General features: G+C 68.1%; 22 protein-coding genes, 1 tRNA gene and 1 pseudogene. 12 read left to right on the top strand and 12 right to left on the bottom strand.

The window, feature by feature from the left end; genetic code table 11:
• The first annotated feature begins 17 nt into the window (after positions 1 to 17).
• Positions 18 to 893 (top strand): ABC transporter ATP-binding protein, encoded by an 876-nt coding sequence (locus TY25_RS14730; RefSeq protein WP_042256612.1) that lies wholly within the window; start codon positions 18 to 20, stop codon positions 891 to 893.
• Here the strand turns inward: TY25_RS14730 and TY25_RS40565 are convergent, their stop codons facing one another.
• Positions 894 to 1,985: a glycosyltransferase family 2 protein gene (locus TY25_RS40565; RefSeq protein WP_063602725.1), complete on the bottom strand. Its 1,092-nt coding sequence runs from the start codon at positions 1,983 to 1,985 to the stop codon at positions 894 to 896.
• Positions 1,986 to 2,115: 130 nt separating this feature from the next.
• Here TY25_RS40565 and TY25_RS14720 point away from each other — a divergent pair, with 130 nt between their 5' ends.
• Positions 2,116 to 2,484 carry a DUF2511 domain-containing protein gene (locus tag TY25_RS14720; protein WP_042256687.1) on the top strand — a complete coding sequence of 123 codons (369 nt, stop codon included), beginning with the start codon at positions 2,116 to 2,118 and terminating at the stop codon, positions 2,482 to 2,484.
• A gap of 97 nt (positions 2,485 to 2,581) precedes the next feature.
• Positions 2,582 to 3,715 (top strand): class I SAM-dependent methyltransferase, encoded by a 1,134-nt coding sequence (locus TY25_RS40560; RefSeq protein ID WP_052382974.1) that lies wholly within the window; start codon positions 2,582 to 2,584, stop codon positions 3,713 to 3,715.
• A 1-nt stretch (position 3,716) separates the two neighbouring features.
• On the opposite strand, the gene TY25_RS14710 is transcribed toward TY25_RS40560, so the two are convergent.
• From TY25_RS14710 to TY25_RS14690, 5 genes are all read right to left on the bottom strand, one after another.
• Positions 3,717 to 5,060 carry a hypothetical protein gene (locus TY25_RS14710; RefSeq protein WP_042256611.1) on the bottom strand — a complete coding sequence of 448 codons (1,344 nt, stop codon included), beginning with the start codon at positions 5,058 to 5,060 and terminating at the stop codon, positions 3,717 to 3,719.
• A 177-nt stretch (positions 5,061 to 5,237) separates the two neighbouring features.
• Positions 5,238 to 5,534, bottom strand: a complete 297-nt coding sequence (locus TY25_RS14705) for a hypothetical protein (RefSeq protein ID WP_042256609.1) — start codon at positions 5,532 to 5,534, stop codon at positions 5,238 to 5,240.
• A 13-nt stretch (positions 5,535 to 5,547) separates the two neighbouring features.
• Positions 5,548 to 5,940, bottom strand: a complete 393-nt coding sequence (locus TY25_RS14700) for a hypothetical protein (protein WP_146154084.1) — start codon at positions 5,938 to 5,940, stop codon at positions 5,548 to 5,550.
• Positions 5,933 to 6,349, bottom strand: coding sequence for a toxin C-terminal domain-containing protein (locus tag TY25_RS40555; RefSeq protein WP_052382973.1), 417 nt, complete (start codon positions 6,347 to 6,349; stop codon positions 5,933 to 5,935). Before TY25_RS40555 ends, TY25_RS14700 begins: the two co-directional genes overlap by 8 nt.
• A 151-nt stretch (positions 6,350 to 6,500) precedes the next feature.
• Complete coding sequence (locus TY25_RS14690; RefSeq protein ID WP_162184201.1) at positions 6,501 to 6,884, bottom strand: DUF4258 domain-containing protein; 384 nt, start codon at positions 6,882 to 6,884, stop codon at positions 6,501 to 6,503.
• A gap of 184 nt (positions 6,885 to 7,068) precedes the next feature.
• On the opposite strand from TY25_RS14690, the pseudogene TY25_RS14685 reads away from it, so the two are divergent.
• A pseudogene (locus TY25_RS14685) lies at positions 7,069 to 7,883 on the top strand (DUF4185 domain-containing protein); the annotation flags it as partial.
• 61 nt (positions 7,884 to 7,944) lie between these two features.
• Here TY25_RS14685 and TY25_RS14680 read toward each other — a convergent pair.
• A tRNA-Met gene (locus tag TY25_RS14680) sits at positions 7,945 to 8,018 on the bottom strand.
• A 291-nt stretch (positions 8,019 to 8,309) separates the two neighbouring features.
• On the opposite strand from TY25_RS14680, the gene TY25_RS14675 reads away from it, so the two are divergent.
• The 4 genes from TY25_RS14675 to TY25_RS14660 all read left to right on the top strand — a co-directional run bounded on the left by TY25_RS14675 (position 8,310) and on the right by TY25_RS14660 (position 13,898).
• Positions 8,310 to 9,995, top strand: a complete 1,686-nt coding sequence (locus tag TY25_RS14675) for an MDR family MFS transporter (RefSeq protein WP_042256604.1) — start codon at positions 8,310 to 8,312, stop codon at positions 9,993 to 9,995.
• A 446-nt stretch (positions 9,996 to 10,441) separates the two neighbouring features.
• Complete coding sequence (locus TY25_RS14670; RefSeq protein ID WP_042256602.1) at positions 10,442 to 11,266, top strand: acyl-CoA thioesterase; 825 nt, start codon at positions 10,442 to 10,444, stop codon at positions 11,264 to 11,266.
• Complete coding sequence (locus TY25_RS14665; RefSeq protein WP_042256601.1) at positions 11,266 to 12,654, top strand: hypothetical protein; 1,389 nt, start codon at positions 11,266 to 11,268, stop codon at positions 12,652 to 12,654. Before TY25_RS14670 ends, TY25_RS14665 begins: the two co-directional genes overlap by 1 nt.
• Positions 12,651 to 13,898, top strand: a complete 1,248-nt coding sequence (locus TY25_RS14660) for a cytochrome P450 family protein (protein ID WP_042256600.1) — start codon at positions 12,651 to 12,653, stop codon at positions 13,896 to 13,898. Before TY25_RS14665 ends, TY25_RS14660 begins: the two co-directional genes overlap by 4 nt.
• Before the next feature lie 102 nt (positions 13,899 to 14,000).
• Here TY25_RS14660 and amaB read toward each other — a convergent pair whose 3' ends face one another.
• Positions 14,001 to 15,566 (bottom strand): L-piperidine-6-carboxylate dehydrogenase, encoded by a 1,566-nt coding sequence (amaB, locus tag TY25_RS14655; protein WP_226887057.1) that lies wholly within the window; start codon positions 15,564 to 15,566, stop codon positions 14,001 to 14,003.
• Between the two features lie 112 nt (positions 15,567 to 15,678).
• Between amaB and TY25_RS14650 the strand changes: the two genes are divergently transcribed.
• On the top strand, positions 15,679 to 16,131 hold the full coding sequence (locus tag TY25_RS14650) for an Lrp/AsnC family transcriptional regulator (RefSeq protein WP_014981966.1): 453 nt from the start codon (positions 15,679 to 15,681) through the stop codon (positions 16,129 to 16,131).
• Positions 16,132 to 16,194: 63 nt separating this feature from the next.
• Positions 16,195 to 17,529 carry an L-lysine 6-transaminase gene (gene lat / locus TY25_RS14645; RefSeq protein WP_042256599.1) on the top strand — a complete coding sequence of 445 codons (1,335 nt, stop codon included), beginning with the start codon at positions 16,195 to 16,197 and terminating at the stop codon, positions 17,527 to 17,529.
• Between the two features lie 87 nt (positions 17,530 to 17,616).
• On the opposite strand, the gene TY25_RS14640 is transcribed toward lat, so the two are convergent.
• From TY25_RS14640 to TY25_RS14630, 3 genes are all read right to left on the bottom strand, one after another.
• Entirely contained in the window at positions 17,617 to 17,961 is a 345-nt protein-coding gene (locus TY25_RS14640) for a hypothetical protein (protein WP_014981968.1), read from the bottom strand.
• 64 nt (positions 17,962 to 18,025) lie between these two features.
• Positions 18,026 to 19,357 (bottom strand): amidohydrolase family protein, encoded by a 1,332-nt coding sequence (locus TY25_RS14635; protein ID WP_042256597.1) that lies wholly within the window; start codon positions 19,355 to 19,357, stop codon positions 18,026 to 18,028.
• Between the two features lie 58 nt (positions 19,358 to 19,415).
• The gene (locus tag TY25_RS14630; protein ID WP_042256595.1) at positions 19,416 to 19,844 is read right to left on the bottom strand and encodes a DUF1707 SHOCT-like domain-containing protein; all 429 of its coding nucleotides are present in this window, start codon (positions 19,842 to 19,844) and stop codon (positions 19,416 to 19,418) included.
• Between the two features lie 29 nt (positions 19,845 to 19,873).
• Here TY25_RS14630 and TY25_RS40550 point away from each other — a divergent pair, with 29 nt between their 5' ends.
• Both TY25_RS40550 and TY25_RS40545 read left to right on the top strand, forming a co-directional pair.
• Positions 19,874 to 21,376, top strand: a complete 1,503-nt coding sequence (locus TY25_RS40550) for a serine/threonine-protein kinase (protein WP_052382972.1) — start codon at positions 19,874 to 19,876, stop codon at positions 21,374 to 21,376.
• A gap of 208 nt (positions 21,377 to 21,584) precedes the next feature.
• Positions 21,585 to 23,864, top strand: coding sequence for a serine/threonine-protein kinase (locus TY25_RS40545; protein WP_052382971.1), 2,280 nt, complete (start codon positions 21,585 to 21,587; stop codon positions 23,862 to 23,864).
• A 103-nt stretch (positions 23,865 to 23,967) separates the two neighbouring features.
• Here the strand turns inward: TY25_RS40545 and TY25_RS14615 are convergent, their stop codons facing one another.
• A complete protein-coding gene (locus TY25_RS14615; protein WP_042256594.1) occupies positions 23,968 to 24,903 on the bottom strand; it encodes a patatin-like phospholipase family protein in 936 nt (311 codons plus the stop codon).
• Positions 24,904 to 25,014: the final 111 nt, after the last annotated feature.

Below are 25,014 nucleotides of genomic sequence, written 5' to 3'. Positions count from 1 at the left end.
GCCGGAATGGAGTTCGAATGACGATCACGCTGCGCAAGCTCACCAAGGTCTACCGTGGGCGCAACGTCGCGCTCGACGAGATCGACCTGACCGTGACCGAGGGCATGACCGGCTTGCTCGGCACGAACGGCGCGGGCAAGACCACCCTCATCCGCATTCTGACCGGAACCATCCGCCCGAGTGCGGGCACGGTCGCGGTCTGCGGACACGATATGGCGACCACCGCGGGTCGCACCGCCGTCAAACGGCTACTCGGCTATCTGCCCCAGGAGCTCGCGCTCTATCCGGACCTCACCGGTCGCGAGTTCCTCGACTATGTCGCATTGCTCAAGGGGATCGACGACAAGCGGCGCCGACGCTCACAGATCGATAACCTGCTGGACCGTGTCGGACTGGATGCCGTCGCCACCCAACGGATCGAGCGATACTCCGGCGGGATGAAGCGCCGGCTCGGCATCGCGCAGACGCTGCTGGGGGACCCGAAGCTGATCATCGTCGACGAACCGACGGCGGGACTCGATCCCGAGGAACGGATCCGCTTCCGCACCTTGCTCGGCCAGCTCGGTGGCGACCGCATCGTCGTCTTGTCCACCCACATCCTCGACGACGTAGCGCACAGCTGCCCGATGGCCGCCGTGCTGACCGAAGGCAGGTTGGCCTATCACGGCACCACCGGCGGTCTGGTCGCACTGGCCGACGGGCAGACGCACGTGCTGCGCGCGGCGCACGAGCCGGTGGGCGATTTCACCGTAGTCAACGTGACCAGCACCGGCGACGGGGTGCACTATCGGGTGGTCGGCCCGGTACCGCCGCCCGAATCATGGCCGGTGGCACCGACTCTGGACGATGGCTACATCGCGTTGCTCCGTGCCGCCAGGGCCGGGACCCGCTGATCACGCCGCCGCGGTCGCGTCGACCAGTGCGTGCAGATACCTGTGCTGTGCGGGGAAGCGCTCGCGGACCACGGTGCCGATCGCGCGTGCGTGCTCGCGGTCGGTGCACCACAGCGGCAGCAGTATCGCGTAGTGGTCGCCGATCGCCGCGTAGTTCAGTTCCTCCAGCAGGCAGGGCTTCTCGTGCTGCTCGAAGTATTCGTGCAGCGCTTGCGCGACGGTGTCGGGCGGTAGGCCTTCGGCCAGCCGATAACGATCGGAATCGGCCAGGCTCGCATACCACTCTTCGACCTCGGTGAAATGGATTGTGCGCAAGGAGTTTCGATGTTCCGGCGTCTTGATGGCCTGGAGTACGGCTTCCGCGGCGGCCAGGTCCGGGACCCGCTGGAGCACTACCGCCTGCGGTGGGCGCAGGCCGTTGCGACGCGTGCCCGGGCCGACGGTGAGCAGCGCGGTGTGCTCGGCGGAAATCGTGAAATCGTAACCGCGCCTTGCCGTCCGGAACCATAGATCCCAGTCCTCGTAGCCGGCCCGCACGGTGGTCCAACCGCCGACCTCGGCCAGCAGCGTCCGCACGTGGCCGACGCGGGACGGTTCGAACATCGCATGGGTGGTCTGTAGCTCCGGATGCCAGACCAGATCGGGGACCGCGGTGCGATCCAGTTCCGTCCCCGTTTCGTCGACCCGGCGGCAACCGGTGGCGGCGAAGGCAGCACCGCGGTCGAGCATGCCGAGCAGAGTCGCCAAATGCGTTGGCAGCCAGCGATCGTCATGATCGAGGTAGGCCACCGCCGGGGCCGTCGCCGCCGCGACACCGACGTTGCGCGGACCGCCTGGGTGCCCATAGGGGCCGGTGCGCAGGAGCCGGATCCGCGGATCGCGATACGCGCGCACGACGTCGTCGGTGTCGTCGGTGGAGCCGTCCGACACGACCAGCAACGTCCAGTCCGGCACGGTCTGTGCCAGCACGCTGTCGATCGTGGCCCGGATAGCCGCAGACCGGTTGAATGTCGGACACACGATGTCGATTCGAGACGACCGGGATGCGGACAACGACTCTCCAAAGGGCGCGAAGGGATGCGCTCCGACCATATCCGGCCGGAACTGCCGGCTCCGCTGACAGCCACGCTCGTGAACCGAAACTTGGCAGTGCGCAACGTTATCGATAGACGGATACCCGAAGGCTGGAGGAAGCATGATCCCGCAGGTTCGAGGAGTACTGATGGCCGGTGCGGCGCTCTGCGGTGCCGTGGCGATCAGCGCGTGCGGTGGCGGTTCGGGGCCGAAGGACCCGGCCCATCGGGACGGTGTGACCCTGCCCGAGCCGACGTCGAGCAGCCAGGCTGTCGCCAGCGAGAATCTCGGCTACCTGTGGCCGTTCACCGTCGATCGCGGCACGATCGAGTGCCGGGCGGGTGCGCAAGCGACGTTCACCGCTCCGGATGGAAAGACCTACGCGCTCAACGAGAAGGCCGAACAGGCAGGCCTTCCCGGCATCGAGCCGTTGCGAGCGACCGGCGCCGGTGGCGACAAGGTCAGTCTCGGCGCCCTGCGCAGCCGAGCGATGCAGCTGTGCCGCTTCGCGAACTGACCTCGGGGGCCGAACATGCTGTGGCACAGTAGGAATGGCACTGCCGGATCAACGCAGAATCGTTGACTCCGCCCACCATCGGTGTCAGCGTCGCCGCATGACCCACCGCGCCACAGACACTCGGCCCGACCTTGCACGCCTCATTCACGTCGCCGGGGCCAGCGATGGCCTCATCGCCGAGCACATCGAGTCGATGGGTGTCGAGCGGACCGCGCGGACGGTCGTCCGCGAAGTACTCGACCGTGTCGATCTGCGCGGTTGCCCGCCGATCGACGTGCTGTTCCGGCTGCATGCCGGTGCGCAGTCGGCCGACGTGCTCGTGTGCGTTGCCGCGGACGGCAGCACCACGACGCCGACCGCCCCGTCGTCCGGTGCGGTCGCCGCCACGATCGAACAGTCACTACCCGAGTTCGTCCGCAGTGTGCTCGGGCCGCGCGGCGCGGCGACGAGTGCCACCCGCGTGCTGCACTGGCCCGATCTGTCCGCCTTCGAGACGTTCGGCAGGCCGCAACCCGCATTCGAACCCGTTCGGCGGCTGCTCGATTCGATCGACCACGGCTACGGCGTCACCCTCGCCGAATTGTGCGTCCGGGCCGGTTCGGACAAGTGGGGCGTGCATCAGTACCCGCAGCACTACGCGAAGCACTTCGAGATGCTTCGGGATCGTCCCCTGACCGTGCTGGAGATCGGGGTCGGCGGTTTTGCCGACCCCCGGCGCGGCGGCGAGTCGCTGCGCATGTGGAAACGGTACTTTCCGCGGGCCACGGTGTACGGCATCGACATCGTCGACAAGTCCGAGCTGTCGGAGCCACGGATGACGGTATTGCGGGCTGATCAATCCGCGCCGGCCGACCTCGCCAGGGTGCTCGAGACAACCGGGCCGCTCGACCTGGTCATCGATGACGGCAGCCACCTCAGCGCCCACGTCATCGCCTCGTTCGGCGTGCTGTTCCCCGCTCTCCGACCGGGCGGAATGTACGTGATCGAGGATCTGCAGACATCGTACTGGCCACACTTCGGTGGCAAATCCGGTGTCTACGATGACACTTCGACGAGCATGGGGTTTCTCAAGTCCTTGATCGACGGACTCAACTTCGCCGAGATCGACGGTCGGGAGCCGAGGAGAACCGACAGCGCGATCAAAGGGCTGCACTTCTATCACAACATCGTGTTCGTCGAGAAGGGCGAGAATCGCGACGAGGGAGCGCCGGCTTGGCTTCGCGGGGCGTGAGCTAGCGACTGTTCGGGTTGTAGGGATAGTCCTGCACCCAGTGGAAATTGCGGCTGAGCAAGGGCAGTGACTCCAGATCGAGTCGGCGCAACCAGATCTCGGTGCGGTGGCCGTTCAGTGTGCCGGACAGTTTCAAGCTGTCCGGCTCGGCGGTATCGAGCCGGAGTTCGGTGACCTGGTCCGGACGGTCGTATCGGCTCAACGCCAGTCGGTGGCCGGTGACGTCGACGGTGGCTCGATAGAACCCGATCGAGTCGTTCATGCGCTGGAATTTGAACTCGTCCGGGTACTCGAAGAACACGCGCCGCCACTGCTTCTCGTCGGTGATCAGCAGCGGCACGTCCTTGCCCTCCTCGGTCGCGCGCTCCACGTTCCACACCCCGTACAGTGGCGGTTTCACCCGTCCGGCACCGTGCTCGCGCCACGCGGCCACGCAGTCCCCGACGATCGGGATCGCGATCCACAATCCGAGCAGAACCTGTGCGGCAAGGGCGATCCGAGCCGCCCGGCGAGCGCGGAAGAGCGGTGGCTGAGCCGAGACGCCGACCGGCCTCCTGGACAGCAGCACATCGAACAGGCGGCCGAGTTCCGGCGCCAGCAGCACCAGGGTCATCACCAACAGGTGCAGTGACATCGACTTGACCGGAACGTCGTAGGTCAGGTTGAGCACGAATATCTGGGTGAGACCGACGGTGCCGAGCACCGCCCCGAGGGTGGTTGTCCGCGGCAGCACGAGCAGCAGGCCACCGATGGCCTCGAAGCTGCCGATCATGATCTCGTAACCCGGCGCGGCGCCGACCGATGACCAGAGCAGGCCCATGGGGGTCAGCTCGCCGAACGGTGACACCAGGGTGGTCAGCGGAGGTGACGGCATCTGTGTCAGCAGGATTTTGGCGATGCCGTAGAGCATGAGCTGTCCGGCCAGCGTGAATCGCAGGAATACCCGGAACCAGGCCAGCAGCGCCGGATACCGGGTCCGGCGTCGATCCAGCACCGACCAGACGAGGGTCGCCACGGCGGCGATGACGAACAGGCAGAACAGCAGCACCCAGTCGTAGGTGCGGTCACTGCTCGCTGTCGCGGCGTGCACCAGGGGTGCACGCACACCGAAGACGTGGGCAGCGGTCCAGTCCACCAACGGCGTCATCAGCCCGCTCACGTTCCACCCGGCGCTCGGACTGCTGAAGAAGCCGAACAGCGGACTGATGAGCTGGGTGAGCACCGCATAGAGACCGAAATAGCTGACGCAGAAGCGAAAAATGATGCGAGTCAGCGGCTTCCATGCCGCGAGCGTCGATTCCTCGGGCAGTTCGTGCTGTGGCTCGGCACGCGTGATCACCGACATTCGACATCAATCCTTCGCTCGGCCCATCCGCGCCGGCGTGATCGGTGCGGTCGAAGGCGTGGACGGGTGGTCCCTCGCGGATCCCATCGTGCATCGGGAAGGACGCGCCGACATCGGCCTGCGCGGTTGTTGGCACCCCGATGGCAGGCCGTACTGCCATCGGGGTGGCCGGTCGAATCAGTCGGTCGCGGAGGCGGTTTCGGCCCACGCGTCGAGCTCGGCGAGCCGATCGGCGAGGACGAGCCGATTGTTCGCGGTGAGCTCGGCGCCGTCGAGAATCTTCTGGAACAGGTGGCGATACAGTTCCACCGTCGCACGGTCGAAGTCGTAGCGGAGCACCGCTCGATCGTCGACACCGTGTGCCGCCTGCTCGATCCCGTTGCTCGCGGCGAACTCTGCCAGGCGAGCCACCTGATCTGCGGTGAGTCCTTCCGGGAACAGGATCTGCCATTGCTGTGATCCGGGCTCGGTCATGGGCAGCTCCTTTCTAGTCGAAATCGAAGAACGTGGTATCCGCGTCGTAGATCTCCTCGCGCGGATAGGCGAGCGTGCGCAGCCATTCGTCGAATCGCTGGACTGTGTCCCGAATCGGGTCGAGGTCGGTTGTGCTCAGCGGCTCGTTGTTCAGCGCTTTGCGCAAGATCTCTCGGTGCGCGTCGACCTCGGTGCGGTCGAGCGCACCGGAGTGCCAGAACCGCGGATCCCGGCCCGCGCGGACGAAATCTGCCGAGCCGGGATCGCACATGCCCTCCGCAACAGCGAAATCCGCGATCCGCGCGATGTTTTCCTTCGTTGTCCCCGGTTCGAACCGTATCTGCCACGGTCCGGCGGCGGTCGGCGCGTCTGCGGTGTCGTTGTTCGAATGGTCCAAATCAGTCACCAATCCGGTTGAGGTTCGCGTCGTAGGTCCCCATCCGGGTCTTCTTCGAGGCAAGGTTCTCCGGCGAACTCGCCATTTTCCAGCGCCCCCCGTTGTGGCCGTCGACGTCTTGTGAAATGTACAGGTTCTTCTTCTCGTGCTTGAAGATCAGGCAGCCATGGCTCTTGCCGACGTTGGCCACCGCGTAGCCGAGGTCGCGCGCCGCTGCCCGGTCCTCGGCGTCGGTGAATCGCTTGCCTGCGACGGCTTGGAATGCGGGCGGCACGCCCGGGGTGTCCGCGTCGACGACGATCGTCGCGGGGGCCGGGGTGCTCGCGGACGGCGCGGCGGCCGCCTGGGCGCTCGTCAGGGCGATGAGTGGCAGCGTGGCGAAGAGCGCTGCGGCAAAGGACTTGCGGATAGTGATCAAGGTTCTTCCGATCGTCTACAGCCGAGCCGGCGGCTCGGGGTTCCTGCCGCGCCGACGAGGGCGCAGGCGCGAGTCAGGGATTGGGTGGTAGTGATGCACCGCGGCGCTGTCGGCGTGGCAGTCGACTGCCACGTCGACACGCGGGGCCGCGTCAGACGCGCTCGACCGTGACGATCTTGGCGTCCTCGCTGATCGCTACCGCGACTCCGCCCCAGGTCACCAGCCAAGTGCGGTGCTGGGGCTGCCACTGGCCCTCGTACTTGCTGTAAATGGCGCTTTCGACCTGGTCCTCGTTGATCCGGCGCTCGGCCATGCGCTGGCGAGCGTGGTCCGTGTAGCCGGAGATGTAGTGCGGGCGCCGGCCCGCTGCTTCCTCGAACCTGAAATCCCCTGTGCCGGGGACCTGCTCGGCGGCGACGAACGTGACCGCGGTATCCGGCGTGGCAGTGGAAGTTGCTGCGGCGAAAGGCATTCCGGTCAGCAGAATGGCGAAGGCGGCCACGGGTGCGGCGGCGGCACGAATGATTGATCGCAAGGGTTCCCCTCCTGGACTACTTGGGCTCGCAACGCCCCGATGATCGGGTGGCCACCGAACCGGTTGCGCACCCAGCGGATTCATCGTGCCCGGCGGAACGCCCGAAAATGTTGCCCGGAACCAGCTTTGGCATTCCCGTGGCAGATGGTCGGCAAATGTGGCAGTGGGCCAAGAATCCGCCGGGGCTGATCCGTGCCGGAATCCGTGTCCCGATATCCGGGATACGCCCGGCCGCGACGCGCCCGCGCCGCCACCGCCGCCTGATCCGGGCAGCGGTACCGGGTCGTCCTCGGGCTCCAGCCTGGATTCTGGATCGGGTTCGGGGAGTTCCGTACCCGACAGGATCGAGTGGCCGGGGGTGCGAATCCGGCCGGAGTTCGAGCCGTTTCCGATACCGGTGCCCGGCGGTCCCGGCGATCCGCCGCAGCCCGCGCCACCTGACGTAGTGCATCCGGCCGAACCAGGTCCGGTCAGCGAGCCGGTGCCGGTGCCGCGAGTGGGTTCGGTCGACCTGGTCGGTCAGGTGACCGGGCATGGATCGCAGAACCGTACCGATATGCGCTGGCAGGTCGACGGCACCGATCTCGGGATCGTGTGGGAGACCAGACCCGGCGAGGTCGCGGTGGTCTTCGGTGACACCTTCGGCGCGGGCTGGGAAGCGGGCGCGGTCGGTGGACCGGACTGGCGCAGCAATGTGCTCGGCTACAGCACCGGTCGGGATCTGTCCAAAGGACTGATCATCGACAACATGGTGCAGGACAGTCGCTGTCACGCCGCCAGCATGCCAAGTGGGACAACATCTTCGGGGAGAATCGGTTTCAGATGACGGCCATGGCGCCCGTTGCCGAAAACCAGGCCACCTCAATAGCTTCCGGGATGTCGGGGGAATGGGGTTTCATCCATCCCTGGTCGACCGCCACGGACCTGTACTTCACCCTCTCCGCATGGGACACCTACAACGTCTATCTCATGCACGCCGAACTGAAGCCGGCGCGCTGACCCGGGCCGAAAAATAGTCTAGGCCGGAGACTTTGGTAAGTCTCCGGCCTAGGCTGTGCTGTAGCGGGGACAGGATTTGAACCTGCGACCTCTGGGTTATGAGCCCAGCGAGCTACCGAGCTGCTCCACCCCGCGTCGGGTGTCCCCAACCTTACACACCTTGGGGGCGGATGCGAAAACGCCTGGTAGGGGTGTCTGATTGCGGCGGGCGGTGCCGCAGCAACGGCCGCAGAGGTATGGCGCGCATCACTGAATGGGTGGCGGTGAGATAGCCGACACACCGGGGTTACCTGAGACGCCGTGTCAGGTTTATCGTGACTACTTCGCATTGCGTAGCTTCTGGGCGGATCACCGCCGCGGTCCGGGGACGAGAGCGACCGCTGACAACCGATCATGCACTCTCTCTTCGGATTTCAGGAGGCGCTCATGGCGCTGCCTATCGGGCATACCGGGAAACGGACGCGGCGGACCGAACCGGTGGCGGCGCCTTCGGACAATCCGGGCGGCTTCACCCATCGGCAGGTGCTGATCATCCTGAGTGGCCTGGTGCTCGGGATGTTCATGGCGGCGCTGGATCAGACCATCACGGCCACGGCGGTGCGGACCATCGCCGACGATCTGTCCGGGTATTCGTTGCAGGCGTGGGTCACCACCGCGTACCTGATCACCGCGACGTTGACCACGCCGCTGTACGGAAAATTGTCGGATATGTACGGCCGCAGGCCCTTTCTGCTCGCCGCGATCGTGATCTTCGTGGGCGGATCGCTGCTGTGCACGGTGGCGCAATCGATGTACGAGCTGGCGGTGTTCCGGGCGATCCAGGGCGTCGGCGCAGGCGGGCTGATGTCGCTGGCCTCGGCGGTGCTCGGGGATATCGTGAGCCCGCGGGATCGGGCGAAGTATCAGGGTCACTTCTTGGCGACCTGGGCCCTGGCCAGCGTGATCGGGCCGGTGCTCGGCGGTCTCTTCGCCGGGCAGCACAGCATCCTGGGCGTAACGGGCTGGCGCTGGGTCTTTCTGGTCAATGTTCCGGTGGGCTTGATCGCGCTGGTGGTGGTGTATCGCGTGGTCAGGATTGCGCGGCCGGATCGGGAGCGGGTCGCGGTCGACTGGCTGGGCACCGCCGCGTTCGCGGTCGGCATCACGCCGATCCTGATCGTCGCCGAACAGGGACGTAGCTGGGGTTGGACTGCCGCAGGCGCGGTGATCTGCTACCTGGTCGGTGGAATCGGGCTGATCACGTTCGTGGCCGTCGAGGCCAGAATGGGTGATGCTGCGTTGATTCCATTGCGGCTGTTCCGAAATCGCACGTTCGCGCTGGGTGTCGTGATCGCGCTGGTGGTCGGGGCGGCGCTGTTCGGCGGCATCATCCTCGTGCCGCAGTACCTCCAGGTGGTGCGGGGCGCCAGTCCGGTCGCGGCCGGTCTGCAACTGCTGCCGATGGTGCTCGGGCTGCTGGTGGGCTCGGCCGTGTCCAACCGGCTGATCAGCCGGACCGGCCGCTATCGCGTGTTCCCGCTCGCCGGAACGGCGGCCGTCGCGGCGGGCCTGTTCCTGTTCCACTACCTGACGCCGGAAACGCCGCTCTGGCGCACCATGATCTTCATGGCGATCACCGGGGTCGGGCTCGGAAATCTGTTGCAGCCCATCACTTTGGCGATCCAGAATGCCGCCGCTCCCGCGGACATGGGCGTGTCGAGCGCGGCCGCGACGTTCTTCCGCCAGGTCGGCGGCACGCTGGGGGTCGCGGCCCTGCTGTCGACGCTGTTCGGCCTGCTGCCCGCGCGGGTGGACGCGGACGTCGCGACGGCGGCCGCCGATCCGGGCTATCAGCGGGCCGTCGCGGCCGGCCTGCACAGTGGCGATCCGGCCGAGGTCGCGTTCGCGCAGGGCCTGGTCCGGCACGACCCGGCGGCGGTGCAGCGGATCCTCGACGACAGTTCGCTCATCCAGCGGCTGAATCCCGTGTTGGCGGCGCCGCTGAAGACCGGTTTCGCCGATGCCATGTCGACGGTGTACCTGGTGTCCGCAGGCCTCGCGGTGCTCGCCCTGGTGCTCGTGCTGTGCTGGAAAGAGATCCCGCTACGGGAATCCGGCGGCCTGGGCGGGTAATCGGCGACCTGCCGAAATTGCAGTGTGTGCACGTCGTTGCACGGCGGTAACTGTAGGTCGATCATCGGCGTGAATTTTTCGGCTGCCGGTCTCACAGAGATCCCTTATATAAATGTATTCTTTGACCGTTTCGCGTGATTGTCGATTTCCGTTTCGCCGTTTACGGGAATGGTCCCGAGTGCGAAAAATGCGGCAATACTCGGGATAGCCGTTGTGCATAATCCCAAGCAGGCGGGCATGCTTTGAGCAGTCGCCTAACCGGTCAGCGGTGTTATTCTGTAAAGAATCCGTAATGTCTTGTGAGGTGGACTACACCGCCTTGAATAGCATTAGCCGCAGGTTCACTGTATTCGGTACGGGCGTTGCGAGACGGGCCATCGGCACGGCGGAAAACGGTCGGATATGAGCTTCGTCGGTATTCAGAAATCGAAGGGAACGGTGGCGTCATGGTTGAACTACTCGACGCGATGGCCGTAGAGGAAATCGACCCGAACTTCTTCCGCGGCAAGCGGCAGCACCGCACCGCACTGAGGCGAACTTTCGGCGGGGAGGTGGCGGCTCGGGCTCTGGCGGCCGGCTCGTCCGGGATGCCCGCAGAGTTCATGGTGCATTCGATCCACGGATACTTCGTCCGGCCGACCACGCCGGAGGTCCCGATCGACTACCTGGTCGACACGGTCAAGCACGGGCGCTCGTTCGCGGTGCGCCGGATCCGGGCGGTGCAGCACGGCAAGGAGACCTTCCTGATGGTCGCCTCGTACCACGTGGGTGATCGCGGGGTGCGGCATGCCGACCCGTGCCCGGACGCGCCCGCCCCGGAAGCGCTGGCGCGGATCGGCGTGGACGACGCGGGCAACGAATGGGCGGGCTGGGATATCCGGCGGGTGCCGGACGGGCCGACACATGCTGCGCGCCAGCAGGTTTGGCTGCGATACACCGGCGAGCTGCCCGCCTGCACGGTGACCCACAGCTGCGCGCTGACCTATGCCAGCGATATGACCCTGCTCGGCGCGGCGGTCGCCCCGTACCCGGGCATCGCCATCCAGACCGCCGCCCTCGACTATTCGATCTGGTTCCTGCGGCCGTGCCGGGTCGACGATTGGTTGCTCTACGACGAGATCTCGCCCTCGGCCGAGGGTGGCCGGGCCTTCACCCAGGGCCGGATCTTCAGCCGGGACGGCCAGCTGGTCGCGATGGTGGCGCAGGAGCGGATGCTGCGGCTGGCCGAACCGGAGTTCGGCGCCGCGCTGACCGCGAAGGCGGCGTCCTGATGTCGCCGGTGTACGTCGGGCTCACCGACAAGGCGTTCCTGCGGTTCCATCACGGTCACGGCGTGCCGGTGATCAGCCAGACCGTCGTGGTGCTGGCGAACCGGCTCACCGAGGACCAACTGCGCTCGATGTACGAGATCCTGTGCGCGGGCCCGTCCATGCGCCGGGTGCACCGGCCCGCGGTGCCGTTCGCGCGCTGGCGCTGGGTGCCGGCCGACGCCGCGCTGCCGCTGAGCCTCGATCACGCCGCGATCGACGAGTGCGACATGCTGGCCTGGGCGAACACCCAGGCGCACTACCCGCTCGATCCCGAAAACGGTTACGGCTGGCGGATGTCGGCGGTGCCCACCCGGTCCGGCGGCATGGTGTGGTCTGTCATCGCCTCGCACGCCATCGCCGACGGGCACGCGGGGTTGATGGCGATCGCCGGGCTGGTGCATCCCGAACTCGCCACGACGGCATCACTCGGCGCGGTCATCGATCACCGCGGCGATCTGCTGGACGGCTTGCGCCGCAGTATCGCCGTCGCGCGCGGCGTCACGGCGGAAGTGCGCCGGATGGCCCGTGATCCACAACATCGCGCGGCGGTACGGCGGGCGTTGACCGCGCGCGAATCCGCCCCGGCGGGCGAGCCGCTCGGCTGGCGCGAGGGCTCGGTCGTAGTCACTTTCGATGCGGCGCAATGGAATGCGCGCGCGGCGCAGCGCGGCGGCTCACCCAATACGCTCTACCTCGCGATGGTCGCCGATCTGCTGCGGCACTGCGCGCTGGTGGGGCCCGACGGCGCGCTGGTGTTGCTGACGGCGGTGCGGATCCTGCGCGAGCAGGACCAGGCCGACTCGAATTCCTTTGCCCGCGTGCCGATCGTGGTGGACCCGGCGTGGCTGGACCGTGGCGATCTCGCGCCGCTGCGGCTGGCGAGCAAGGCCGCGTTCGCCAACGCGCACGACGTGGGTTCCGGTGCGATCTCGCGCCCGCGGAACATGCCCGTCGAACTCATCGACGTGCTGCCGGAGGGCGTGGTCGAGCGGCTGGCCGAGACCGCGCCCATCACCGTCGGCATGTGCTCCAACATGGGTGTGGTCGACTCGTTCGTGCCGACCGCGATGCGCCACGGCGCGAACCCGTCGATGTTCATGATGCGCGGGGTGTTCCAGGGCATCGATGCGCCGCGCGCCGACCGGCAGCCGATCGCGCTCGCGACCTGGTTCTCCCAGTTCGACGGGAAGATCCAGTGGGTGCTGGAGAGTCTCAAGCCCGAAATGGCGCATTCCGACGAGGAATTGGTCTTCCTGGCTCGGCTGGTAGCGGAGAGCTGGGATCTGAAACCCCTGCACGTCATCAGCGGTGACGGCAGCACCCGTACGACCCACAGGAAGTTCTCATGACCAAACCACTGATCAGACTCGGCACCGAGTTCCTTTACAACCCCTACCCCGTCTACGACGAGCTGCGCGCGCAAGGACCGGTCCATCACGTGCTGCTGCCCAACGGACTGTCCACCTGGCTGGTGGTCGACTACCAGCTCGGCCGCGCGGTGCTCGCCGACGACCGGGTGCGCAAGGACGCGGCGAGCATCGCGCCGATCACCACGAGGCTGCGCGGCGAGCACGATGGAATGACCGCGGTCAGCACCGACCTGTGGAAACACATGCTCAGCTCGGACCCGCCGGACCACACCCGGCTCCGCAGGCTGGTCAGCAAGGCCTTCACCGCGCGCACGGTCGACCAATTGCACCCGCGGATCGAGACTTTGGCCGATGAGCTGCTCGACAAGATGGCCGGAGCACCTGAGGTCGACCTGATCGAGGGCTACGCGCTGCCGATCCCGATCACGGTCATCTGCGAACTGTTCGGGGTGCCCGAGGCCGATCGGAACCGGTTCCGCGAGCTGTCGACCACGATGACCGCGACCTCGGCGGAGCACGTCGAGGACCCCGACGCCGCCGACTCACCGTTCTACGCCACCGCCGCCCAACGCGCCGCGGCGAGCGTCGAACTGGCCACCTATTTGATCGGGTTGATCGCCGAACGCGCCAAGAACCTCGGGGAGGATTTGCTGTCGCAGCTGATCCAGGCCACGCACGAGGGCGACAAGCTCAGCGATCAGGAGCTCATCGCCATGCTGTTCCTGATCCTGGTGGCCGGTCACGAGACGACGGTGAACCTGATCGGCAACGGCCTGCTCGCGCTGCTGCGGGACCGGGCGTTGTACACCGAACTCACGGCGGAGCCCGAGCGGATTCCGGCCGCGATCGAAGAGTTCCTCCGCTACGAGGGCCCGGTCCACGTGTCCACGTTGCGGTACACCGCGGAGCCGATCACGGTGGCTGGCATCGACATTCCGGCCGACGAGCTGATCTCGGTGTCGCTGCTCGCGGCCAATCACGATCCCGGCCGGTTCACGCACCCGGACCGCATCCGGATCGGGCAGGCCGCCAAAGGTGGGCACCTGGCGTTCGGGCACGGCATCCACTACTGCGTCGGCGCGCCGCTCGCCCGGCTGGAGGCGCGGCTCGCGTTCGAGAAGATCCTGGCCAGATACCCGGACATGCGGCTCGCCGAGGCGGTGCGCTGGCGGCCGAGCAGTACCTTCCGCGGCGTGCAGTCCCTGCCGGTCGTGCTCGAATGAGCTTGCCGGAGCGCGGAAACGGCCGAAGCCGGGTGGTCGATGGCGACCACCCGGCCGCGGCGTTGCCCTGGCGCGTCAGGGGATTCGGCGGGTAATCGCCGATCAGCCGAACTTGATCCCTTGCGCCAGCGGCAGTTCGGCGGAGTAGTTGATCGTGTTGGTGGCCCGGCGCATGTACGCCTTCCAGGAATCCGAGCCGGATTCCCGCCCGCCGCCGGTCTGCTTCTCGCCGCCGAACGCGCCGCCGATCTCGGCGCCGGAGGTGCCGATGTTGACGTTGGCGATGCCGCAGTCCGAGCCGTCCGCGGCCAGGAAACGTTCGGCCTCGCGCTGGTCGGCGGTGAACACCGCCGACGAAAGCCCCTGCGGCACCGCGTTGTGCAGGGCGATCGCGCTGTCGAAATCGTGGTAGGTGAGCACGTACAGGATCGGCGCGAAGGTCTCCTCGCGCACCACCGCGGTCTGCGCGGGCATCCGCACGATCGCCGGGCGCACGTAGTACGCGTCCTCGCCGAACCCGTCGACTCGCTCACCGCCACAGATCAATTCGCCGCCGTCGGCCAGCGCCTTGTCCAGCGCCGCGCGCATCCCCGCATAAGCCCGGCCGTCGATCAGCGGGCCGACGAGAACGCCATCTTCCAGTGGATTGCCCACGCGCAGTTGCTGATAGGCGCTTTCGATCCGCTCGAGCAGCGGTCCGACCACGTCGGCATGCACGATCAGCCTGCGCAGCGTGGTGCACCGTTGCCCGGCGGTGCCCGCCGCCGCGAACACGATGCCGCGCGCCGCGAGCTCCAGATCCGCTGAAGGCGTGACGATCGCGCCGTTGTTGCCGCCCAGTTCCAGCAGGCAGCGGCCGAACCGCTCGGCCACCCGCGGCGCGACGATCTTGCCCATCCGCACCGAACCGGTGGCGCTCACCAGCGCGACCCGCTCGTCGTCGACGAGGCGGGCGCCGACCTCGGCCGCGCCCTGAATCAGTTGGTGCACTTCGGGATCCGCGCCGACCTCGGCCGCGGCGCGACGGAGCAGGGTGTGGCAGGCCAGCGCGGTGAGCGGGGTGGTCTCCGAGGGCTTCCACACCACCGTGTCGCCGCAGACCAGCGCGATCGCGGTGTTCCAAGCCCAGACCGCGACCGGGAAGTTGAACGCCGAGATGACCCCGACCACGCCGAGCGGATGCCAGGTCTCCATCAACCGGTGACCCGGGCGCTCCGACGGCATCGTCTGCCCGTACAGCTGCCGGGACAGACCGATGGCGAACTCGCAGACGTCGATCATCTCCTGCACTTCACCCGCGGCCTCGGCGCCGATCTTGCCCGCCTCCAGCGTGACGAGCTCGGCCAGTTCGCTCTTGTGCGTGGTGAGCAGTTCGCCGAGTCTGCGCACCAGCGCGGCCCGGACCGGGGCGGGCACCGTGCGCCAGGCGGCGAAAGCCGTGGCGGCCCGTTCGATCGCGCTGTCGACCTCGTCCAGTGCACTGGCCCGCAGGGTCAGCAGTCGCCCGCCGGTGATCGGACTGCGGGCGGGCAGGTCGCCGGGTTCGGGAGATTCGACGCCGAGGCCGCGCAGCACCGCCGCGGCGCGCTCCGCGAGTTCACGAGTGGTCTGATCGCCGGGTGCGGTCTCGCGCGTCCGCGAGTCGTGGGCGCTCTGCACATCTGTCATCTGTTGCTCCGCCGTACCTTTCGGCCGCATTGCGGCATATCTGTCCCATGTCTTGGGAGGATCGGGGTGAGGTTTCTGCCACGAGCCGGGTCGCCTGGTTTACCCTTCGCTGATGGCGGATACACCGGCAAGACCAGTACTGGACGACATAGATCGCCTGCTGATTCGTGAATTGATGGCCGATGGACGCGCCACGCTGTCGAACCTGGCCGAGAAGGCGAGCCTGTCGGTTTCCGCCGTGCAGTCGCGGGTGCGCAGGCTGGAAGCACGCGGCGTGATCCGCGGATACACGGCGCACGTCGACCCCGAGGCGCTCGGCCAGCTGTTGTCGGCATTCGTCGCGATCACTCCTCTCGACCCGTCGCAGCCGGATGATGCCCCGGCAGTGTTGCAGCACATCCCCGGGATCGAGGCGTGCCACTCGGTGGCAGGCGACGAGAGCTACATGCTGTTGGTCAGGGTGGCCTCGCCGCGGCACCTCGAGCAGCTGCTGCAGGAGATCAGGGCGACCGCCAACGTCAGGACTCGAAGCACCATCATCCTGCAGACATTCTATGACAGGTAGCCGTTACGTGTAATTAATCCGCTTTCCTGTACAGATTCCGTAAATTTTCGTACCCTCGGTGGTGTGACCATCGAACTGGAACGCACCCGCCCGGCGGTCACCCCCGCCGCCCGAGTGCATGAGATCTTGTCGGCCAGCATCCTCGCCGATGGCTTCGAACTAGTCCTCGACCTACAGAAGTCCCGCGGCTGCCGGCTCGTCGACGAGCGTGACGGCAGCTCCTACCTAGACATGTTCGGCTTCTTCGCGTCCAACGCCCTGGGTATGAATCACCCCGCGCTGGCCGAGGACGACGAGTTCCGCGCGGAGATCGCGACCGCCGCGATCAACAAACCGAGCAACTCCGACATCTACACCGTCGAGATGGCCCGCTTCGTGGAGACCTTCGTGCGCGTGCTGGGCGATCCCCGGCTGCCGCACCTGTTCTTCATCGACGGCGGTGGCCTCGCCGTGGAGAACGCGCTCAAGATCGCGTTCGACTGGAAGAGCCGGCACAACGAGATGCACGGCCGCGCACCGGAACTCGGCACCAAGGTGCTGCACCTGACCGGCGCGTTCCACGGCCGCACCGGATACACCATGTCGCTGACCAACACCGATCCGGTGAAGGTCGCGCGGTTCCCCAAGTTCGACTGGCCGCGCATCGAGTCGCCGTACCTGAGCGACGCGCACGATATCGCCGAGGTCGAAGCGCGCGCACTGGATCAGGCGCGCCGCGCCTTCGCCGAAAACCCGCACGACATCGCGTGTTTCATCGCCGAGCCGATCCAGGGCGAGGGCGGCGACCGGCACCTGCGGCCGCAGTTCCTGCAGGCGATGCAGCAGCTCTGTCACGAGAACGACGCGTTGTTCGTGCTGGACGAGGTACAGACCGGCGTCGGTATGACCGGAACCACCTGGGCCTACCAGCAACTCGGCGTGCAACCCGACGTCGTCGCCTTCGGCAAGAAGACCCAGGTGTGCGGTGTGATGGCGGGCGGGCGCGTCGATGAGGTTCCCGACAACGTGTTCGTGGTGAACTCCCGGATCAACTCCACCTGGGGCGGCAACCTCACCGACATGGTGCGGGTGCGGCGGATTCTCGAAGTGCTGGAACAGGATTCGCTGGTCGATCGGTCGAAGGCGCTCGGCGCGCATCTGCTGGATCGGCTGGAGTCGCTGGCCGAGCGGCATGCGAGCATCAGCGAGCCGCGCGGTCGTGGCCTGATGTGCGCGGTCACCGTGTCCTCGGTGGCGCTGCGTGACGAGGTGCTCACCGCGCTGCGCGAGCAGGAGCGGGTGCTGATCCTCGGCACCGGCGAGCGTGGCATCCGCTTCCGCCCGCCGCTGACCGTCTCCGCCGCCGAACTGGACGAGGCGGTCGACGCGCTGGACCGGGTACTCGACCGGCTCGGCTGACAAACTTCGCACACCTCGCCGGAACCTGGTCCGTGCGTCGCCACGGCGGGTTGCAGTGTGACGACTCGGCGAGGTGTGCGAACACCCTCAGCCGGTGTGCGGGCGCAAGCCGAGCGCGCCCTCGACGAACCGCTGCACAGCGCTCAGGCCGGCATCGAGCGCCTGCTCATGGCCGGGACGAGCCCAGCCGGTGAGTTTCGCGGTGCCGTCCGGCGCCGGGGTCGCGCCGACCTCGGCGACCAGCTCGGCGGTGGTCGGTTCGCAGACGGCCCAGGAGAAATGGGATTCCTCGACCCAGCCCGCGAAGCGCAGGGCGACGTAGCCGGGGTCGGTGATGCCGCCGTGGGCCAGGGCGGGCCGATCGTCGATGCGGTCGTCGGCGCGCAGCGCGCGCAGATACCAAGTGCCCGCGTTGATCTCGATCGGTTCCATCCGTGTCCGCGCTCCTCGACGATGTGCGGCGGCGCCCGCTCGGGCACCCCTCGATACGTCGAGGCTATCGGTCGGCTTCGTGCACGATGCGGCCGTCCCGGAATACCGTGTCGACGGCGCGCAGCGCGGTGATGTCGGTCAGCGGGTCGCCGCGGACGACCAGCAGGTCGGCGGCGCGGCCCGGTGCCAGTACCCCGATGGCGTCGGCGTGCAGGGCGGCGGCGGGTGTCACGGTGGCCGCGATGAGGGCTTCGCGCGGGGGCAAGCCCGCGGCGACGAGCAATTCGAGTTCGCGGATCAGGCCCGGCCCGGCGTAGACGCCGGGCATCCCCGCGTCGGAACCGGCGATGATCCGGCCGCCCGCGTCGCGGAACTCCTTGACCCGCAGCCGAATCGCCGCTTTGGTGGGCTCGTCGAAGACCAGGTCGGTGACCGCGAGCGTCGGTGCGAGCGTGATACCGCGCCGCACCAGAGTTTCGGGAAAGCCCTCGGGCCAGCCGGTCAGCACGCCACGGGGCTCCAGATGGTCGAGCCCGTCGACGCCCGCCGCGAGCAGATCCTCCAGATCGGCACGAGTTCCCCAGTGCGCGAAGACCTTCGTGTCGTGCCGGTGCGCCTCGTCGATGATCGCCGCGAGGATATCGGGCCGGATCGGTTCCAGCACTTTGCGTTCCGGGCTGCCGCGCTCCTGCACCACCTTGATCAGATCGACCGGATCCGCGCCGGTGACCAGCGCACGGACCATTTCGCGCGCCTGCTCGGGACTGTCCGGGAGCCGTACCGCGTCCGACTTCGGCTCGACGCCGATGGTGGTGACCGGATGGCCGCCGGGTGTGGTGAAGATCGGTCCCGCGATCAGCAGGCGCGGTCCCGCCAGGTCGCCTTCGGCGATTCGTCGCCGCAGCGTATGCACCCATTCGTTCTCGTCGCCCATGCTCCGGACCGTGGTCACGCCGTTGCGCAGGAAGTTTCGCCGCTTGTCGGGGTGATAGCGGTACCAGTCGGCGACGATGCCCGGCATGTCCAGCAGGCCGGCGCGCTCGCCGCGGGGCACTTCCGGCGCGTTGAGGTGCACGTGGGAATCGATCAGGCCGGGCAGCACGGTGCGGCCGGTGAGATCCCGGCGTGCGGCGTCCTGCGGTATCGCCACGCCCGGGCCGATCGCCGTGATCAGGCCGTGCTCGATCAGGATGGTCGCGTTCGGGTGCGGTGTCAGGTCCGCGCCGACGAGCACAGTGGCACCGGTGAGCGCCAATTTTCCGGTCTGTCGCGGCGCGGCCTTGTACAGCGTGAGCCGGTAGTGCGCGTAACCCGCCGCGAGGGACAGCAGGAGCAGTGTCACCGCGACCGCGAGCGGATACAGCAACCAGCGGCGCAGTCGGGCGGATCGCGTCATGGCTTCGACGCTACGGTGACCGGCTCGGGCCGGTCATGACCCGAGAAATCGGCGTCAGTCAGTCAATTTCGGGATCGCGCCGGTTGCGGCGGCGCTCCCGTCCACCGCCGTGGCCACCGTGTCCGCCGTGCCGTCCGCCGAACAGCAGCGCACCCATCAGTGGGATCGCCAGGAACCAGAGCCAACTGCCGGTCAGGAAGAACAGGATGACGGCCAAGATCGGGATCACCGCCATCACCCGCTCGGGCCATTCCGAGAGGAACCCGGACTCCGGTTTCGCAGGCACCGCAGCCGCTTTGGCCAGCGGCTCCGGCAGATCGGTGAACACCTGCGTCAGGTCGCCGCGGGTGACAGCGGCCGCGACGATCGCGCTGCGCTCGTCGAATTCCGCGACGCTGAGCCGCCCTGCCGCGAAATGATCGGACAGTCGCCGCATCGCGTCCTCGCGCTCGGCGGTGCCGATACGGATTTCGGGTAGCTCCTCCATGAGGAAAAGGCTAGCGGGAGGTTCCATATATGGGTGCGACGTGGTTCGGCCACTATCGCCTCGATCGATTGCTCGGCAGCGGTGGTACCGGGCAGGTGTGGCTCGCCTACGACGACACCACCGGACGGTCCGTCGCGCTGAAGGTGCTTTCGTCCACCTACGCCGGCGAACCGGCCTATCGGCAGCGGTTCACCAGGGAGGCGCGGCTGGCGGCGCAGGTGCGCGGACCGCACCTGGCGTCGATTCACGCGTTCGGCGAACACGACGGGCGGCTCTATCTCGCTATGGAGTTCATCGCGGGCGTCGACCTGGCGGCGCTGCTCCAGCGGGAAGGGCCGCTGCCGCCCGCGCGGGCGGTACGGATCGTGATGCAGGTCGCGCAGGCACTGGACGACGCGCACCGGGCGGGGCTGGTGCATCGGGATGTCAAGCCGTCCAACATCATGCTCGGACCGGACGACCACGTTCATCTGATCGACTTCGGTACGGCGTATCGGATCGATCAACCGGCGCTGACGACGAGCAGCAATGTGGTCGGCACGCTGGCCTATATGGCGCCGGAGCGTTTCTCCGGCGCTGGGGACGCGCGGTCCGATCAGTACTCGCTGGCCTGCGTGCTCTACGAATGTCTCACCGCGCGAAGGCCGTTCGGCAACGCCGACGCCGCCCAGTCGTTGCTCGCCCATCTGATGACCGAACCGCCGCTCGCCGCGGCGTGGAATCCCGCGGTGCCCGCCGCGCTCGACGCGGTGATCGCCCGCGGCATGGCGAAGGTGCCGGAGCAGCGGTGTGCGAGCGCGGGTGAGTTGGCGGCCGCCGCGTATGCCGCGGTCACCGGGCTCGATGTGCCGACGGTGGAGACCGCGGCCGTGGTGCTGCCGACGACAAGCGTACCGAACCAACCGTTTCGGGCGTCCGAATCGGCGGAGACGCTGCCGAGTACCCGGCCGGAGCGGATGGCCGATGCCCAGGCCGCGGCCGCACCGTCGCCGAGTCCGGCACGGCGGGAGACGAATTCGCGCATTGCGGCTGCCGTGCTGGTCGGCCTGCTGGTCACCGTCGGGCTGGTGCTCTGGTTGGGGCAGTCGCTCGATCGGGAAAAGGGTTCGGCTGCCAGGGCTTCGGCCCCGCTGACGCCCTCCGGTGGGGTTTCCGCGCCGGTCGAGACGGTGCCCACGCCTGTTCCGGCGGTATCGGTGCCTGCCGCGCCGATCGCCGGTGTCCCGGCCGCGTGGCAGCCCTGTGATCCCGCTGTTGCCGCGCGTGCTGTCGCGGCGGACGGCAGGCTGCTGCGCTGTGTGCCCACCGTCGGGAGCGCCGCGAGCTGGATGCCGTCGGAGCCCGGTGCCGAACCGCCCCGTGCGGAACCGCCCCGGGGGGAACCGCAGAAACCGGATACCGCGAAGCCGGAGCGCGGTGGACCCGCCGGTGCCGAGGACGGCAACGACGGCACCGGCAAGGGCAAGAACGAGCACGGCGGCCACGGGCACGACAACGGGCAGGGCCGTGGAAAGGCCGGCAAGGACAAATAGCGCGGCCGACGAAGGGCGGCGAGCATCACGGTCACCGCGAGGGTGTCGTTCACGACACACTGGCCGGGGTGCCGGGGCGCGGTTACGCTGCGAAGGAGGTTGGGTCTTTTGGTATCTGCGGCCGGAGCAGGTGTTTTCCGGTGTCGCCGCAGGTAATCGGGGCCGGCGGGCCGAGCCTGGACAAGTCGACGGTGACTGGAGGTTCGCGATGGGGGAGGTGCGATTCGGGGGCTACCGGCTGGATCGATTGCTCGGCCGGGGCGGCATGGGGCAGGTCTGGTTGGCATACGACAATGCCGGTGCGCGCTGGGTCGCGCTGAAACTGTTGCCGACCGAACTCGCGGCCGACGCGAGCTACCGCAAGCGTTTCGAGCGCGAAGCGGAAGTGGTGTCGAGGCTGCGTGACCCGCGCATCCCGCGTATCCATCGCTTCGGGGAGATCGACGGCAGGCTCTTCATCGACATGGAGTTCGTCGAGGGCGCCGACCTGGCGGCCATGATCGCGGCCGGGGCGCTGGGGCCCGCCACGTCCGTCGGCATCGTCGCTCAGGTCGCCGCCGCGTTGGATGCGGCGCACCGAGCCGGGCTGGTGCACCGGGACGTCAAACCGTCGAACATCGTCGTGCACGCGGGCGGGTTCACCTATCTGATCGACTTCGGTATCGCGCATGGCATCGGGCAGACCGCGGTCACCACCACCGGGTTGGCGATCGGCACCCTGGCCTATATGGCGCCGGAACGGTTCACCGGCAAGGCGGATGCGCGTTCCGACGTGTACTCGCTGGCCTGCGTCCTCTACGAATGCCTGACCGGCGCCCGGCCCTACGGGGACACCGACCCCGCCCAGCAGATGCACGCCCACCTGATGACCGATCCGCCGCGCGCAGGCGCCCGCAACAGTGCGGTCCCGGCCGCCCTCGATGCCGTCATCACCCGCGGCATGGCCAAGAATCCGGCCGATCGCTACCCGACCGCAGGGGATTTCGCGGCTGCGGCCAGCGCCGCCATCGGCATCCGCCGCCCCCTGCTACCTCCACCACCCACCAAATCCGTGCGGCCCCCGAGCCAGACCAAGGTGCTGCCGAACGACGGGCCACCTCACCCCGATCCCCACGGTTCGTCCGGGGTTGTCGGCTCGCCGTACCCGGGACCCGCCCGCGGGCAGCGCCTTTCGCCGACGCGCGTGATGCCCCCGGCTGGAGCGGCCGCCGCTTCTGCCGATGCGGAACCGGCCGTGGGTGGCGCGTCTGCGGGTGATGGTGGGGCGAAGCAGCTTTCGCCGACCAGAGCGTTGCCGCCCACCGGTGCGGCCGCGTCTTCATTCGACGGCCGCCCGGCGGGAAGTGGCGTTGCTGCGGGGGGTGCCGGGGTGCAGCGCCTTTCGTCGACGCGCGTGATGCCGCCGGCTGGAGCGGCCGCCGCTTCCGTCGACGCGGGATCGGTAGTGAGTGATGCGTCTGCGGGTGATGGTGGGGCGAAGCAGCTTTCGCCGACCAAGGTGATGCCGGAGGCTGGGCCGACGCCGACGCTGGTGGCAACCCGGCTTGCTGAGTCGGTCGTGTCGGCTCCGCCGCAGGGATATTCGCAGCCCGGGAGTCGGTTGCCTGCGGCGGGTGCATCGCATTCGCCGGCGGGCAAGGCGGGTTTCGGTACCGGCGCGCCGGGGACCGTCGTGCCGCATCGGCCGATGCCGCCTCGGTCGCTCGCGGCGAAGTTGGGACTCGTCCGATCCAAGCCGAGACCTGTTGTTTCGCAATATGTTCCGCAGGCTCCGCAGCCGCCGGTCGTCCCGTCTCGGTACCCCGTCGGGTATGGGCGCAAAGTTTTTCCGGCTCCGGCGAAACCGCCGAAGGACGCGCGACGGCGACCGCCCGCAGCCCGGCCGCGCCGTCGCAAGCGCGGCTTCGTCTCGAAGGTCGTCGGCGCGTTGGTCATCGTCTTCCTGACGCCGTTCATGCTGGCGGCCGGATGCGTCGCATTGCTGGCGGCGGGCAATCGGGCTGCGGACTCGGGCGGGAGCACGGCCGCGCCGCCGCCACCGACCGCCGTGGCCGAGGAGAACCCGGGACCACCGCCGGAACAACCCGGTCCGGTGGGGCCCGCCGCGGCCGGAACTGCGGTGCGGGACGGCAAGTTCGAGTTCGTCGTCAGCGATGTCGACACCGGCGTGCGCTGGGTCGGCCTGCAGCAGGCCGCCGGTTCGTTCCTGGTCGTCACGCTCGCGGTCCGCAACATCTCCGACGAGGCGAAGTGGTTCCTGCCGTTCGGCCAGCGCCTGTTCGACGCCGCGGGCACCGCGTTCGACCACAACGCCACCGCGACCATGTGGCAGGTCGCCCAGCACAGCTACAACTACTCGTTCGAGCTGGCCCCCGGCCAGTCCGCGACCACCCAGCTGGTCTTCGACGTCCCCGCTGAATCCACTCCCACCCACCTGGAACTACACGACTTCGTCCTCTCCAACGGCGTCGCCGTCCGCCTCAGCTAGCACTCACGCACCCGTTCTGACCTCACGCACCCGCTCTGCCATGCCACAGCGCGTGCGAGAGCCCAGAACCCGTGCGAGAAATCAGAACCGGTGCGGCGCGGGGTCAGGCGACGCGCATCGTGTCGGCGAAGACGGCGTGGACGGCGGTGCGGCCGATTTCGAGGGCCTCGGCGAGCAGGCCTACGTCGCGGGCGGCGCTGTCGACGTCGGGAGAGCCGACGGGTGGGTGGATCTGGAGGACTGCCTCGCCGCGTTCGGTGAGGGCGCGGTCCTCGATCGCCTGCTGTTGCGGACGCTGGATCCAGGCGCGGTAGGCCCCGGGGGCGACGGCGCGCAGGTAGCCGCCGCCGACGACGCGGTGCAGCAGCGAGGCGGGCGGACGCTGTTCATCGATCCGGCGGGTGCGCAGCACCAGCGCGTGCGTGGCGCCGGCGCGGACGGCGGTGCGGATCGGGACCGTTTCGGTGAGGCCGCCGTCGAAATACTGTGCGCCGCCGAGCCGTACCGGCGGCCCGGCCAGGATGGGCAGGCCGGCGGAGGCGCGGATCGCGCCCATCAGCGTGCGCTTGTCGACGATGTACGGGTGCAGGTCCACCGCCCGACCGGTCCGGATATCGGTGGCGATGGGATGAAAAGTGGTGGGGTTGGCCAGGATTGCCGGGAAGTCCATCGGCTCGATGCCGTCGTAGACCTGATGCACCAGATAGCGCAGGTCGAAAGCCGGTCGGCCGCGCAGCATCCGGGCCGGATCGATGGCACGGCGCATGATGTCCGGGTCGGTCCAGGAACGCATCCCCGCCACCGCGCGCCCGCAGAGCAGCCACGCGGCATTGATCGCGCCCGCCGACGTGCCGTACACCGCGTCGAACACGCAAGCGAGGCCGAGTTCCTCGAGCGCCGACACCATGCCGCTCGAATACACGCCGCGACTGCCGCCACCCTCGATGACAAGCACCAGCCGATTGCCGTCGGCACGGCTGCCCGCGGTGCGCCGCGCGCGGATCAGCTCCGCGACGACGGAGACGCTCGTACTGGTCACCGGACCACGATACGACAGAGCGGGCGCGGGCGGCAGCGCCCAGCGCCCGCTCGAAGCGGTGTTCGCCGTACGTTTACGCGAGGACTACTCGAACTCGCTCAGTGTTCGGAA

Source organism: Nocardia brasiliensis NBRC 14402 (assembly GCF_000308475.2).
GTDB classification, from domain to species: domain Bacteria; phylum Actinomycetota; class Actinomycetes; order Mycobacteriales; family Mycobacteriaceae; genus Nocardia; species Nocardia brasiliensis.
Note: the sequence above shows the minus strand (reverse complement) of the source record. Positions and strands in the feature narration are given on the sequence as shown.

What these genes read in the sequence shown, in the direction of transcription:
- TY25_RS14660 (WP_042256600.1), top strand. Translation starts at nt 12,651, where the DNA reads ATGACCAAACCACTGATCAGACTCGGCACCGAGTTCCTTTACAACCCC.
- TY25_RS14630 (WP_042256595.1), bottom strand. Translation starts at nt 19,844, where the DNA reads ATGGAGGAGCTACCCGAAATCCGTATCGGCACCGCCGAGCGCGAGGAC.
- TY25_RS14705 (WP_042256609.1), bottom strand. Translation starts at nt 5,534, where the DNA reads ATGACCGAGCCCGGATCACAGCAATGGCAGATCCTGTTCCCGGAAGGA.
- TY25_RS14635 (WP_042256597.1), bottom strand. Translation starts at nt 19,357, where the DNA reads ATGACGCGATCCGCCCGACTGCGCCGCTGGTTGCTGTATCCGCTCGCG.
- TY25_RS14710 (WP_042256611.1), bottom strand. Translation starts at nt 5,060, where the DNA reads ATGTCGGTGATCACGCGTGCCGAGCCACAGCACGAACTGCCCGAGGAA.
- TY25_RS14640 (WP_014981968.1), bottom strand. Translation starts at nt 17,961, where the DNA reads ATGGAACCGATCGAGATCAACGCGGGCACTTGGTATCTGCGCGCGCTG.
- TY25_RS14670 (WP_042256602.1), top strand. Translation starts at nt 10,442, where the DNA reads ATGGTTGAACTACTCGACGCGATGGCCGTAGAGGAAATCGACCCGAAC.
- TY25_RS40560 (WP_052382974.1), top strand. Translation starts at nt 2,582, where the DNA reads ATGACCCACCGCGCCACAGACACTCGGCCCGACCTTGCACGCCTCATT.
- TY25_RS14730 (WP_042256612.1), top strand. Translation starts at nt 18, where the DNA reads ATGACGATCACGCTGCGCAAGCTCACCAAGGTCTACCGTGGGCGCAAC.
- TY25_RS14675 (WP_042256604.1), top strand. Translation starts at nt 8,310, where the DNA reads ATGGCGCTGCCTATCGGGCATACCGGGAAACGGACGCGGCGGACCGAA.
- TY25_RS40565 (WP_063602725.1), bottom strand. Translation starts at nt 1,985, where the DNA reads ATGGTCGGAGCGCATCCCTTCGCGCCCTTTGGAGAGTCGTTGTCCGCA.
- amaB (WP_226887057.1), bottom strand. Translation starts at nt 15,566, where the DNA reads ATGACAGATGTGCAGAGCGCCCACGACTCGCGGACGCGCGAGACCGCA.
- TY25_RS40550 (WP_052382972.1), top strand. Translation starts at nt 19,874, where the DNA reads ATGGGTGCGACGTGGTTCGGCCACTATCGCCTCGATCGATTGCTCGGC.
- TY25_RS14720 (WP_042256687.1), top strand. Translation starts at nt 2,116, where the DNA reads ATGGCCGGTGCGGCGCTCTGCGGTGCCGTGGCGATCAGCGCGTGCGGT.
- TY25_RS40545 (WP_052382971.1), top strand. Translation starts at nt 21,585, where the DNA reads ATGGGGGAGGTGCGATTCGGGGGCTACCGGCTGGATCGATTGCTCGGC.
- TY25_RS14665 (WP_042256601.1), top strand. Translation starts at nt 11,266, where the DNA reads ATGTCGCCGGTGTACGTCGGGCTCACCGACAAGGCGTTCCTGCGGTTC.
- TY25_RS14650 (WP_014981966.1), top strand. Translation starts at nt 15,679, where the DNA reads ATGGCGGATACACCGGCAAGACCAGTACTGGACGACATAGATCGCCTG.